At 29.4% G+C, this 13,840-nt stretch carries 10 protein-coding genes; all 10 read left to right on the top strand.

Features of this window, described 5'->3' with window-relative positions; genetic code table 11:
- Positions 1-159: 159 nt before the first annotated feature.
- The 10 genes from pfkA (at position 160) to BN2920_RS20480 (ending at position 13,774) form a co-directional block, all read left to right on the top strand.
- On the top strand, positions 160-1,119 hold the full coding sequence (gene pfkA, locus BN2920_RS20525) for a 6-phosphofructokinase (protein ID WP_058296818.1): 960 nt from the start codon (positions 160-162) through the stop codon (positions 1,117-1,119).
- A 68-nt stretch (positions 1,120-1,187) separates the two neighbouring features.
- Positions 1,188-2,609, top strand: coding sequence for a pyruvate kinase (gene pyk / locus BN2920_RS20520; protein ID WP_058296817.1), 1,422 nt, complete (start codon positions 1,188-1,190; stop codon positions 2,607-2,609).
- Positions 2,610-3,031: 422 nt separating this feature from the next.
- Complete coding sequence (gene rlmD / locus BN2920_RS20515) at positions 3,032-4,420, top strand: 23S rRNA (uracil(1939)-C(5))-methyltransferase RlmD (protein ID WP_058296816.1); 1,389 nt, start codon at positions 3,032-3,034, stop codon at positions 4,418-4,420.
- A gap of 146 nt (positions 4,421-4,566) precedes the next feature.
- Entirely contained in the window at positions 4,567-5,379 is an 813-nt protein-coding gene (gene ygiD, locus BN2920_RS20510; RefSeq protein WP_083498886.1) for a 4,5-DOPA-extradiol-dioxygenase, read from the top strand.
- 248 nt (positions 5,380-5,627) lie between these two features.
- On the top strand, positions 5,628-6,536 hold the full coding sequence (locus BN2920_RS20505; protein ID WP_230140719.1) for a DMT family transporter: 909 nt from the start codon (positions 5,628-5,630) through the stop codon (positions 6,534-6,536).
- A gap of 197 nt (positions 6,537-6,733) precedes the next feature.
- On the top strand, positions 6,734-8,272 hold the full coding sequence (locus tag BN2920_RS20500; protein WP_058296815.1) for a response regulator transcription factor: 1,539 nt from the start codon (positions 6,734-6,736) through the stop codon (positions 8,270-8,272).
- Positions 8,256-9,956: a sensor histidine kinase gene (locus BN2920_RS20495; RefSeq protein WP_058296814.1), complete on the top strand. Its 1,701-nt coding sequence runs from the start codon at positions 8,256-8,258 to the stop codon at positions 9,954-9,956. Before BN2920_RS20500 ends, BN2920_RS20495 begins: the two co-directional genes overlap by 17 nt.
- 227 nt (positions 9,957-10,183) lie before the next feature.
- Positions 10,184-11,461, top strand: a complete 1,278-nt coding sequence (locus BN2920_RS20490) for an extracellular solute-binding protein (RefSeq protein WP_058296813.1) — start codon at positions 10,184-10,186, stop codon at positions 11,459-11,461.
- 67 nt (positions 11,462-11,528) lie between these two features.
- Positions 11,529-12,929: a carbohydrate ABC transporter permease gene (locus BN2920_RS20485; protein ID WP_338132751.1), complete on the top strand. Its 1,401-nt coding sequence runs from the start codon at positions 11,529-11,531 to the stop codon at positions 12,927-12,929.
- On the top strand, positions 12,929-13,774 hold the full coding sequence (locus tag BN2920_RS20480; RefSeq protein ID WP_058296812.1) for a sugar ABC transporter permease: 846 nt from the start codon (positions 12,929-12,931) through the stop codon (positions 13,772-13,774). Before BN2920_RS20485 ends, BN2920_RS20480 begins: the two co-directional genes overlap by 1 nt.
- The last annotated feature ends 66 nt before the right edge of the window (positions 13,775-13,840 follow it).

Here is a 13,840-nt window from a genome sequence, read left to right as displayed (position 1 = left end):
AATGAATGATTTCTTTTGGAATAATAGTAAAAGTTGGTGAAATATCATTGATAATTAGCAGAAAGTTATGTACAATAATTCTTGATTGATAAATTATGGTTATAAAGTGTACATACGGGGCTTTAATAGTCCCATACATTTAAGGAGGAAATATATATTATGAAAAAGATAGCTGTGTTAACAAGTGGTGGAGATGCACCAGGAATGAATGCTGCAATTAGAGCTGTAGTAAGAACTGCTATTCATAATGGAATAGAAGTTATGGGAGTACAAAGAGGATATAGTGGATTAATAAATGGAGAATTATTCACTATGGATAGAACTTCTGTTTCTGATATAATTCAAAGAGGTGGAACTATACTAAGAACAGCTAGATGTCCTGAATTTAAAAATGAGGAAGTCAGAAAAAAAGCTGCTAAAATATTACAAGCATATGGAGTTGAAGCTTTAGTAGTTATTGGTGGTGATGGATCATTTACAGGAGCAAAATTATTATCAAAACTTGGAATAAAGACAATAGGTATTCCAGGAACTATAGATAATGACTTAGCTTACACTGACTTTACATTAGGTTTTGATACAGCATTAAATACTGTTGTAGATGCAATAAATAAAATAAGGGACACTTCAACTTCTCATGAAAGAGTTTCAATAGTAGAAGTAATGGGAAGAAATTGTGGAGATTTATCTCTTTATGCTGGTATTTGTGGTGGAGCAGAAGCAATAATAGTTCCAGAAGTAGAAGCTTTTGATAGAGATGAGCTTTGCAAAACTATTTTAGAAGGCAAAAATAAAGGAAAAATGCACAACTTAGTAATCCTTGCAGAAGGAATTGGAGGCGCATTTGAACTAGCAGAATATGTTGAAAATATAACAGGAATTGAAACTAGAGCAACTGTTTTAGGGCATATTCAAAGAGGTGGAAGTCCAAGTGCTTCAGATAGAGTTTTAGCATCAAGAATGGGTGCAAAGGCTGTTGAAGTATTATTAGAAGGAAAGACATCAAGAGTTATAGGAATAAGAGATAATAAGATAATAGATCAAGATATCGACGAAGCTTTAGATATGGAAAGCAAGTTTGATACTGAATTATATGAAATTGCAAAAGTATTATCATAATTAATTAGCTTATAGTTTATTTATATAAATTTTATAAATTTAATCCAAAAAAGAGGAGTGTTAGTTTAATGAGAAAAACTAAAATGATTTGTACTATTGGACCAGCTAGTGAAGATATGGAAACATTAGAAAAAGTAATGCTTGCAGGTATGAATGCTTCAAGACATAACTTTTCACATGGTGACCATGAAGAACACAAAGGTAGAATCTTAAAAGTTAGAGAAGTAGCTAAGAAATTAGGAAGAGAAGTAGCTGTTATTCTTGATACTAAAGGACCAGAAATAAGAACTGGTAAATTCGAACCAAAGAAAATTGAATTACAAAAAGGTACTGAATTTACAGTATATGCAGGAGATATGGAATTAGTTGGTGATGCAACTAAATGTGGTGTTACATATGCAGGATTAGCAAATGATGTTGTTCCAGGAAACACTATATTAATAGATGATGGTTTAGTAGGATTAACTGTTAAATCAATAGATGGAAATGCAATCAAATGTGAAGTTCAAAATACAGGATTTGTAGGAACTTATAAAGGTGTTAATGTTCCAAATGTATCAATTAAATTACCAGCATTAACTGAAAAAGATAAATCAGATTTAATATTTGGTTGTGAAATGGGCGTTAACATGATTGCTGCTTCTTTCATTAGAAAAGCAGATGATGTTAAAGCTATCAGAAAAGTTTTAGATGAAAATGGCGGAGAAAGAATATTAATCTGCTCAAAGATCGAAAACCAAGAAGGTGTTGATAACATCGATTCAATTTTAGCAGAATCAGATTTAATCATGGTTGCTAGAGGAGATCTAGGTGTTGAAATTCCAGTACAAAACGTACCAGCTGTACAAAAAATGATCATCAAGAAATGTAATGAAGCTGGTAAACCAGTTGTAACTGCAACTCAAATGTTAGACTCAATGATCAGAAACCCAAGACCAACAAGAGCTGAAGTTTCAGACGTTGCTAACGCTATCTTAGATGGTACTGATTGTATAATGTTATCAGGTGAAAGTGCTAACGGAGATTATCCAGTAGAAGCTGTTTCTACAATGGCTAAGATTGCTGAAGAAACTGAAAAGACTTTAGAATACAAGGTAGCAGTTTCTCAAGCTAAATCACACACTCCAGCTATATCAGGAGTTATATCAAGAGCAGCAGCTAATGCAGCTAACGAATTAGATGCAGCAGCTATAATTTCTTCAACTCAAACTGGAGCTACTGCTAAGAGAATTTCTCAATGCAGACCAGAATGTCCAATCATAGCTGTTACTCCAGATGTAATAGTTGCAAGACAATTAGCATTCTCTTGGGGAGTATACCCAGTAGTTGCTGATAAGATGGTATCTACTGATGAAATGTTAGAAAAATCAGTTGAAATCGCTAAGAATAACGAATTCGTTGCAGCAGGAGATACAGTTGTATTAGCAGCAGGAGTTCCTGTAAATGAAGTTGGAGCTACTAACTTATTAAAAGTTGGCGTTGTTAAATAATTTTAAAAGTTAACATAAGATAAAGACCTTTGTGTTTACAGAGGTCTTTATTTTTATCTAAGTAATAGAATATTTTAAGAGTAAATAATCAAATTTTTCATATTTTGTCATAAAAAATTGAATGAAATATTAAAAAAAATAAAAGTTTACAAAAAGTTTACAATTATTTATGGTATACTTAATATATAATGTATATTATCGCATCAAGTGAGATATACTTATAAATATGTATGGAATTAAATGGCAACTGATTCTGTATTAGCACCGAAAGGTGCTCTTTTTTTATCTTCAATATAATTATATTATGAAAAAGCAATGTTAGTAATTTATTTTGAAAATAGTTTGGTATCTTTGAGACTGTATGATTACTTAACTATAAGGTATAATAAAATTATTATTTAATATAGATAGGACGTGTGAATTTGCTAGAAATAAATAAAGAATATATAGTTACTATTGAAACCTTAGGTTATGAAGGTGAAGGTGTTGCAAGAATAAATGGTTATCCGGTTTTTATTCAAGGGGCATTAACCGGTGAAAGAATAAAAATAAAAATAATAAAATCTAAAAAAAAATTTGCATTTGGAGAAATATTAGAAATAATAGATAAATCAGATGGCAGAAAAATACCCGATTGTATTTATTTTAAAAAATGTGGTGGATGTACATTAGAACATCTTAAATATGATTGTCAGTTAGAATTTAAGACGAACAGGGTTAAAGAATGTATAAGAAAAATAGGTGGATTAAATGATGATATTGTTCTACCTACTTTAGGAATGAAAGATGGATATAGATATAGAAATAAAGGACAGTTTCAGGTAGACTTAGTCGATAATGAAGTCAAGATCGGATTCTATAGTGAAAAAAGTCATAAAATAATTGATATAGACAGCTGTTTAATACAAGATGAAGAATCAGAAATTATAATAAGAATAATAAAAAAATGGATGAAAAAACATTCTATTATGCCGGCTAAAAAGAACGGTGCTTTTTTTGGTGATGGGATTCTTAGAAATATAGTGATTAGAAAAGCATTTAAGACAGATGAAATAATGGTGATTTTAGTAACGTTACATAAAGAAATACCATATATAGAGGAGCTTATAAAAGAATTAAATAGTAACGTTACAGGTATTAGGAGCATAATTCAAAATATAAATGATAAGGATACAAATTGGGTAATGGGAGAAGAATGTATTACTTTAGCTGGTCAAAATTATATAACAGATTATATTGGTGATTTCAAATTTAATATATCTGCATTATCATTTTTCCAAGTGAATCCTTATCAGACAGAAGTATTATATAATAAGGCTTTAGAATATGCTGATTTAAGCGGAAGTGAAGTTGTATTTGATGCTTATTGTGGTACAGGAACTATAACTTTATTTTTATCGCAAAAAGCTAAGAAAGTATATGGAGTTGAAGTTATAGAACAAGCAATAGAAAATGCAAAAGTTAATGCAACCCTTAATAATGTAGCTAATGCAGAGTTCTTTGTTGGTAAATCAGAAGAAGTTATACCTAATTTAATAGGTAAGGGAATAAGACCAAATGTTATTGTGGTTGATCCACCAAGAAAAGGGTGTGATATTAAGCTGCTAGATTCTATAGGAGAAGCTAAGCCGGATAGAGTTGTATATGTATCTTGTGATCCGAGTACTTTAGCTAGAGATCTTAAATGTTTAGAAGAAAAGGGATATAGGACTGTAAAAGTTCAACCAGTAGATATGTTTCCTATGACAAAGCATGTTGAGAGTGTAGTTTTGCTAACACGTTGCTGCTTGGATAAGAAAAACAATGGATAGAGCCAAAGATATTTTGGCTCTAAAGTAAAAAATGATTAGAAATTATGTTATAAAAGACTTAAATTCAGCCATTATTTTTATCATGGTTATGTGGCAGACTATACCATCGTGTTTAATGTATTATATAAAATAAAAAAGAAAGGAAAATGTATAATGAATTTTTTATGATTCATTATACCGGTAATAGTATGAATAGAATGCCAGCAGTATTTATTGGACATGGTTCTCCAATGAATGCAATAGAAGAAAATCAATTTGTTAAGGAGTGGAAAGAGCTTAGAAATAAAATTCCTAAGCCAGAAGCAATACTATCTGTATCTGCACATTGGTTTACAGATGGTACTAGGGTTATGACATCTGAGACAGCAGAAACAATTTACGATATGTATGGTTTTCCAGAGGAACTTTATAAAATAGTATATGGAGCGAAGGGATCACCGCATTTTGCAGAAGAAGTAAAATCTTTGATTAGAAGAGAAGTTATCACAGATAATTCTTGGGGATTTGACCATGGAACATGGTCTGTTCTTCATAGAATTTATCCAGAAGCTGATATTCCAGTATTTCAGCTTAGTGTGGATAGAAATGCATCTGCTGACCAACATTATAAAATTGGACAAGAAGTTTATAAGCTTAGAGAACAAGGTGTATTAATATTAGGAAGTGGAAATGTTGTCCATAATTTAGCAAGAATCAATTGGAATATGGAAGATGAGGGTTACTCCTGGGCAGAAGAATTTGATAATTATATTTGCAAAAATGTCTTGGAGCGAAAGGACGAAAATGTTATAAATTATCAAAAAGCAGGAAATCCTGCATCTATGGCATTTACAACTATAGATCATTATGCACCACTATTATATGTATTAGGAGCAGCAAATAATCAAGATAAAATCACTGTGTTTAACAAAGCTTGCACAATGGGTTCTCTTTCGATGACTAGTTATTTATTTGAATAAATGTAGGTAAATTAATATTTTGTTATTAATCATATGCCAATAAAGGATTTGTATTAATATTAAAAAAAGCAGAATAATTAAAATAAATTACTAATAAAAATGTTAGTAAAATTATATATATGTTGCAATTACTTTTATACATTTTGTATGCTGGTATTTACTTAGCCTGTGGACATCTTAAATGAAATTTCATTATTGCAACATATTATTATAAAGAAATTAAATACAAATACTTAGGAGAAAAGAAAATGAAAATAAGCAATTTTACTAAGAGCATGCAATTTGGAATTATAATTACAATCATTGGGGCATCATGTTGGGGAATATCCGGTTGCTTTGGGCAATATTTATTTCAAGAAAAGGCTGTTACGGCAGAATGGCTTGTAGCAATAAGGTTGGTAGCAGCAGGCAGTTTACTACTTTTGATTGGATTTTTTAAAGATGGTAAAAATAATTTAAGTATATTTAAGGAAAAAAGAGATATACTGAAGTTAATTATATTTTCATTCTTAGGAATGTTAGTATGCCAATATACATATTTTGCTGCAATTCAGTATTCTAATGCTGGTACAGCAACAGTACTTCAATCTACATCACCAATTATTATTTTAATAATATTATGTATTAAACAAAAGAGGCTACCTAATAAAATTGAATTTATTGCTATATTAGGAGCATCAATAGGGGTGTTCCTGTTAGCTACACATGGAAATATTAACAACATAATTATTACTAAATATGCATTAATATATGGAATAGGTGCAGCAATTGGAGCTGTACTTTATAATATACTTGCTACAGATATATTAATTAAATATGGAGTATATCAAGTTGTTGGATATGGAATGTTAATTAGCGGTATTGCATTAAATATAATTGTAAAGCCATGGAAATATGATGTAGTATATGATTTAGGAATGATAAATGCACTTATAGGAGTAATTGTTATTGGAACAGCAATTGCATTTTCTTGCTATTTAAAGGGTGTCAGCATTATAGGTCCATTAAAGGGATCACTAATTGGAAGCATGGAGCCTGTTGTTGCGATTATATCAACAGTTGTGTTTTTAGGATCACCATTTGAATTTATGGATATATTAGGTTTTATATTTATATTAGTGACAGTGACACTTTTATCCTTTAAGAAAGAAAATTAAAATTAGAAGTAAAGAAACTATTTAGTTTGCTAACTTATGTAGTTTTAAGATATTTATAAATGAATGTACAATCAGTAATATAGATTAGATAGTAGTCTATATTTTACTGATTTTTTTTTATTACCATGATAAAATATATATGTAATAAAATGTTTACAAAAATATATTTAGTGAATAAAGGTAAAGCGGAGAGCATTATGTATAAAATTTTAATTGTAGATGACGAAAAAATTGAAAGAAGAGGAATAAAATCTTTACTTAAAAAACTTAATATAGAATTAGAGATTCATGAGACATCGAATGGTAAGGAAGCGTTGGAATATTTATTAGAAAATGAAATAGATATTTTATTTACAGATATAAAGATGCCATTTATGGATGGAATTGAACTTATAGAAAATGTTAAGAATAATAATCTTGACATAAAAATAGTCATATTTAGTGGATATGAAGAATTTGAATATGCAAAGTTTGCAACAAAGATGGGGGTACAAGACTACATATTGAAACCAGTTAATCCAAAAGAATTTGAAGCAACAGTGCTTAAAATTATAAATAATTTGAATTTAGAAGTAGATGAAAGAAATAAAAAGAATAAGAACTTAAAGTTTATGAAGGAGCAGCTTTTAAAATCATTACTAGATGGGATGCCGTTAGATATTGTTGAAAATAAAGCATCTGAACTTATAGATTTATCTGTTGTTAAGAAAAGTAATAGATTAATACTGTTAGATTTTAATGATCAAATTACAGATAATCAATATGAAAGAATAAAAGATGTAATTGAAGAAAATATAAAAAGTTCTTTTGACTATTTAAAATTAAATCCTAAACAAATTTTATTAATATTTAGTTTTAATGAAAATACTTTAATTTATGATCTTGTAAATAGAATTCATAATAGCATTATAGACAAATTAAATATTAAGTTATATATTTCTATTAGTAATAGATTTGAAACTATTGAGAAAATTTCAGAATGCTATAAAAAGATTCAACTCTTAATAGAAAAAAAGTTTTATAATACTGATAAAAATATTTTTTTTGAAGATGAAATAATAAGTAATAGCGATATGGTAATTAAATTAGATGATGATGCTATTTTAAAACAAATTAGACAAGATATTAAATTAAAAAATATTTATTCAATAAAAAAGCAGTTTAATTATCTATGTGAAAAGTATAGTAGTGATGAAAATTTTTCCCCTGTATACGTTAAATTTATATTCTCCAGCTTATTAAAGGAATTTTTTAAAAGTATACCAGAAATTAATGAAAATAAGTTAAAAGAAGATATAGATAAGATATATAAATGTGATGATTTCTTTGGTGTGATGGAAATAATAAATATGTACTTAAAACGAATAGAAAAACTATTTTTAGATAATCCGGTAATGATGCATAGGGAAATAGAATCTATTAAGCAATATATCTATGAAAATTATAACAAGGATATAAGTGTTGAACAACTAGCAGAGAGGGTATGTTTAGCACCAAATTATTTAAGTTCTGTCTTTAAAAAAGAGACAGGGGAAAATTTAAGCAAATTTATTAAGTCTTATAGAATGAATAAAGCAAAAGAAATGTTAGATAATACTTATGAAAAAATTGTTAATATTAGTAATGCTGTTGGTTATCCAAATGTATCTTATTTTTGCCAAATCTTCAGAGAGTATTTTGGAGTAACTCCTCAAAAATATAGGGATAAAGGTGAAATTCATGAAGAGAATGATTAAATTCTTTCGTAATATGAAATTTAGATATAAATTAATAACAACTTATATATTACTTGGTGTTATTCCAATGACTATAATGGGATTGGTTTGGTACAATCAGACACGAACTATATTGATGAAGCAAGAAAAGAGTAGTATAGAGAACTATTTAACTCAAGCGGTTTCGAATATGGATAACCAATTGAGAATTTATAATAATTTATCAGATTATATAGCATTTAACCAGCAGATATCTCATGTTGTTAGTCATGAATATGATAGCTACTATGATATGTATAATCAATTTTCTAATGTGCTTGACCCGATGCTTGCTTCACTAAAATACTTCCATAGTGATATAAATCAAATCACAATATACACAAAAAATAATGTTGTAAAACATAATACAACTCTTGCACCAATTACAGAAATAGAGAATGAAGATTGGTACAAGGTTATTAAAGGAAATAATGATATTCATTGGTTTGTATCTCAAGATGAAAAGAAAGTATTTTGTGTAAGAAATATACCCACATTAGAAAATAATTATGAAGTAGGGGTACTTTATGTACAAGTAGATTATGAGAAACTATTTGAATCATTTAAGCAAATGAATGATTCTAATTATGGAATATTTATAATGGACGAGCTGGGAGATAATATATTTAATTTTGATCAATTTGAAGATCTTAATAAGAGCAGGAAAATGACATTTGATGAGTTCAATAAAGGTATAGGAAAAGAAAATATATATACAATAGTAACAGCTCATTCTGTGAATAATAATTGGACAGTAAGCTTATATAAACCACAAAAATTAATTTATGAATCAACTAATTTTATGATCACAGGTAATGTAATAGCAATTATGTTACTTATAGTATTTTCAATAATAATAACATCAGTTTTATCTAAAGTAATGGTGAGCGGACTTGAAAAGCTAAGAGCAAATATGGAAGAAGTAGAAAAAGGAAATATGGAGATAACAGTTAAAAGCAATAATGAAGATGAGGTTGGTGCTTTAATACGGGGGTTTGAAAAAATGATTATACAGATAAAAGCACTAATTGAAGATGTTTATGAGAGTAGGTTAATTCAAAAAGATTATGAGATGAAAGCATTGCAGGCACAAATTAACCCACATTTTTTATATAACAGTTTATCTCTTATAAACTGGATGGCTTTAGAAACTGATCAAGAAGATATAAGCAAAATCACTTTGAGTTTATCAACATTTTATCGTACAGCATTAAATAAAGGAAAAAATATATTGAGAGTCAGAGATGAAATAAAAAATATGAGATCATATTTAGATATACAGTTAATGATGCATGATTATGAATTCGATGTTGATGTACAGGTAGAAGAAGATATTTTAGATTACAATATACTTAATCTTATTCTTCAGCCTTTAATTGAAAATGCTATTAATCATGGAATAGATTTAAAGACAAATGGACGTGGATGTATAAAAATAATAGGAGAAAAACAAAATGATGAAATAGTACTAATAGTTTCAGATAATGGAGTTGGAATGTCTAATGAACAGGCCGAAAGCATTTTAACTAATAAATCCAATGGATATGGAGTTAAAAATGTTAATGAAAGAATTAAACTATATTATGGTGAACAGTATCAGCTTAAGATAGAAAGTGAAATAGGCATTGGAACAAAAGTTAAAGTGACAATTCCAATACGTAAATAAATGAAATTAATATATAAAATATAGAGCTTAGTATGCTGATAGAGATGAATCTAAGTAATTTTAGATTCATCTCTATTTTTTATGTAGATTTATAAAAGAACAAAGAAAAGTGGCATGTTTCTTAAATTATTTATATTTACCCTTTAAAGTGAAAAATTTAAAATTAAAGAGTAAAGAGAATACGGTTTCAAGAAGATGATTTTATAAAGATATATGGAGGGAAAATTATGAAGATTAAAAAAATGCTATCACTTGTTTTAACAGCATCAATGTTATCTGCAACTATGATAGGTTGTGGTAGTTCTAATGCTGAAGGAGATGGACAAGCATCGTCAAATTCAGTATCTGGTGATCCGATTACATTAAAAGTATGGGCACCACAAGAAGATCAGAAAGCAGCAGAAGGATATCCGAATGGTGTTATTCCTTATTTATGTGAAAAATTTAAAGAACAACATCCAGAGTGGAATCTTGAGTTTGAATATGGAGTTATGTCAGAAGCTGATGCAGCAACAAGTTTAATGAAGGATTTAGATGCTGGGGCAGATGTATTTATGTATGCAAATGATCAAATACCTAAGTTAGTTGAAGCCGGATCTATTGCAAAATTAGGTGGCAAAACTGTTGATGATATAAAAGCTAATAATAGTGAGTCTATGGTAGGCTCAGTTACTTATAATGAAGGAGTATATGGTGTTCCATATACATCTAATACTTATTTCATGTTCTATGATAAGAGCAAATACACAGAGGATGAAGTAAAGAATTTAGATACTATGATGGCTAAAGATTTAGGAAATGGTGTTTACAATTTCGCATATCAATTGGGTAACAGCTGGTATTTAGCACCATTCTTCTATGCAGCTGGTGGTGAATTATTTGGACCAGATGGTACTGATGCAGACGCAGGTACAACTTTTGGAGATCATCCAGAAGCTACAGAATATTTAGTTGACTTAAAGAGCAATCCTAAATTCTTCTCTGATCCAGATGGTGCAGCATCTGTTACAAAGATAAAAGAAGGTACTTTAGGTGCATTTGTATCAGGCTCATGGGATGCAGCAGCAGTAAAAGAAGCTTTAGGCGATAATTTTGGAGTGACAAAATTACCTACTATAACCTTGAACGGAAAAGAAAGTCAATTGCTTTCTTTTGCTGGTAGTAAAGCAGTTGGTGTTAATCCAAAATGCAAAAACATGGAGCAAGCAGTAGCTTTAGCAGCTTACTTAGGTGGAGAAGAATCCCAAAAAGCTCACTTTGAAGTTAGAGGTTATGCTCCAACATGGAAATCAGTTGCTGATCTTGAAAATGTTAAATCAGATCCAGTAGTTTCAGCACAAATTACAGAAATTAATGAAGCATCAAAAACACAACCAATGGTTAAGAAGATGGATGATTACTGGACACCTGCTGAATCATTAGGAAAATCTATACATCAAGGAGACGTAACAAAAGCTAATGCAGCAGAAGCTACAAAGCAATTTGGTGATAGTGTTAATAAGTAAAAGTAAGTAGGCTAATAGGCAAAGGAGTCCTTTAATGGACTCCTTATGTCTAAAAGGAGGGGAAAAAGTGGATATAGCAAAAGTTAAGAAATCTAAAGTTAATGATTTCTATACAGAATATACTGTTCAAAATGCAATAAAAAAAGGAGATATATTTACAAGGCTTTCAATGATTATTCTTGGAGCAGGTAACTTTGCTAGAAAAGAATTTATAAAAGGTATCCTATTTTTATTATCAGAATTTACATTTATAGGAATTATGGTATCAGAAGGATTTCATGCATTATACATGATGATTTCTTTAGGAGAAAAAGTAACAGGTGAAGTATTTAATGAAAAAACTCAAGTTTATGAATATGCTATGGGGGATAACTCCATGCTTATTTTGCTTTATGGAGTAATTACTTTTTTTGCTATTTTTGGATTTATAATTATATGGAGAGCAGGTGTTAAATCTGCATACAAGGCACAGGTTAAAAAAGAACAAAGCAAACATATTCCTACTTTTTTAGAAGAAATGAAAACTTACTCAGATAGCTGTATACATAAGACATTGCTGTTTTTCCCTATAATGGGAGTTATTATATTCACAGTTATGCCTTTAGTATTTATGATGAGTATGGCATTTACAAATTATGATCGTGATCATCAACCACCAGGAAACCTATTCCATTGGGTTGGATTAGTAAACTTCGGAAGAACTTTAAGTTTTACAGGAGATTTAGGAAAGACATTCTGGCCAGTGCTTGGATGGACAATAGTTTGGGCAATTTTTGCTACAGGGCTTAATTATATATTAGGAATGATTTTAGCAATTATTATTAATCGTAAGGATACAAAGTTTAAATCATTTTGGAGGTTTGGATTTATATTATCTATTGCAGTTCCTCAATTTGTAAGTTTATTAGTTGTGAGAACAATGCTACAGCCAGAAGGGGCTGTTAATATTCTATTGAGGAATATAGGAGTTTTAGCAGCAGGACAATCACTTCCATTTCTTACAAATGTAACATGGGCACGTGTTACTGTAATTATAATTAACCTATGGGTTGGTATTCCATATACTATTTTGACTATGACTGGTATACTTCAAAATATTCCAACAGAGTTATATGAAGCAGCTAGAATAGATGGTGCAAGCTCAGTTACTATATTCTTTAAAATAACATTACCATATATGTTATTCATCACTGGACCATCATTAATAACAACATTTGTTGGTAATATTAATAACTTCAATGTAATTTATCTTCTAACAGCAGGATTACCAGCAACTATGGATTATTATAAGATGACTGCAGGTAAGACAGATTTATTAGTTACTTGGTTATATAAATTAACAATAGATAATAAGGACTATAACTTAGGAGCTGTTATTGGTATTTTAGTATTTATAATTACAGCAACAGCATCAATTATAACATATAGAAGAACTAATGCTTATAAGAATGAGGAGGGATTCCAATAATGAATAAAAAGAAATTAATCAATATATTTGTTCATTTATTTCTAGCATTATTAGTTATTGTGTGGGTTCTGCCAATTATATGGATAATTTTAATTTCATTTAGAGGCGAACAAGGAGCTTATACAAGTACAGTTTTACCTAAAACATATACAATTAATAATTACGTTCGTTTATTTACAGAAACTGATATGTTTAATTTTCCACTATGGTTTAGGAATACATTTATCGTTGCTTGTTTTAGTTGTGTAATATCTACATTCTATACATTATCTGTATCATATGTTATGTCTAGAATTAGATTTAAGATGAGAAAGAAATTAATGAATATAGCTTTAGTATTAGGAATGTTCCCAGGATTCATGGCTATGATAGCTGTATACTATATATTAAAGGGAGTTGGACTTACTACAGGAGCATTAAAGTTAGTGGCATTAGTGCTTGTATATTCAGGAGGAGCTGGGCTTACATTTTATGTTGCCAAAGGATTCTTTGATACAATTTCAAAATCAATTGATGAGGCAGCATATATTGATGGATGTACAAAATGGCAGGTTTTCACTAAGATAACTATTCCATTATCAAAGCCTATTATTGTACAAACAATCTTGTCTGCATTTATAGCTCCGTGGATGGATTTCATTTTTGCTAAAGTAATAGCAGGTTCTGAATCTAAATACTACACTGTTGCAATAGGGCTTTGGAATATGCTTGAGAAGGAAAATATAACGAATTATTATACTAGATTTGCGGCTGGAGCAGTACTTGTATCAATTCCAATTGCTATTTTATTCTGTTCTATGCAGAAATATTATATGGAAGGTAGTACTGGTGCAGTAAAAGGATAAATTCTAATATGTGTAATTCAGCAAATTAAAAAAAGCCTTCGGGCTTTTTTTAAGCTTTCCATATTT

It is taken from the genome of Clostridium neonatale (assembly GCF_001458595.1).
In the GTDB taxonomy this organism is placed as follows: Bacteria; Bacillota; Clostridia; order Clostridiales; family Clostridiaceae; genus Clostridium; species Clostridium neonatale.
Note: the sequence above shows the minus strand (reverse complement) of the source record. Positions and strands in the feature narration are given on the sequence as shown.

Excerpts from the sequence above, each read along its gene's own strand:
- pfkA (WP_058296818.1), top strand. The coding sequence starts at position 160 with ATGAAAAAGATAGCTGTGTTAACAAGTGGTGGAGATGCACCAGGAATG.
- pyk (WP_058296817.1), top strand. The coding sequence starts at position 1,188 with ATGAGAAAAACTAAAATGATTTGTACTATTGGACCAGCTAGTGAAGAT.
- ygiD (WP_083498886.1), top strand. The coding sequence starts at position 4,567 with ATGTATAATGAATTTTTTATGATTCATTATACCGGTAATAGTATGAAT.
- BN2920_RS20505 (WP_230140719.1), top strand. The coding sequence starts at position 5,628 with ATGAAAATAAGCAATTTTACTAAGAGCATGCAATTTGGAATTATAATT.
- BN2920_RS20500 (WP_058296815.1), top strand. The coding sequence starts at position 6,734 with ATGTATAAAATTTTAATTGTAGATGACGAAAAAATTGAAAGAAGAGGA.
- BN2920_RS20495 (WP_058296814.1), top strand. The coding sequence starts at position 8,256 with ATGAAGAGAATGATTAAATTCTTTCGTAATATGAAATTTAGATATAAA.
- BN2920_RS20490 (WP_058296813.1), top strand. The coding sequence starts at position 10,184 with ATGAAGATTAAAAAAATGCTATCACTTGTTTTAACAGCATCAATGTTA.
- BN2920_RS20480 (WP_058296812.1), top strand. The coding sequence starts at position 12,929 with ATGAATAAAAAGAAATTAATCAATATATTTGTTCATTTATTTCTAGCA.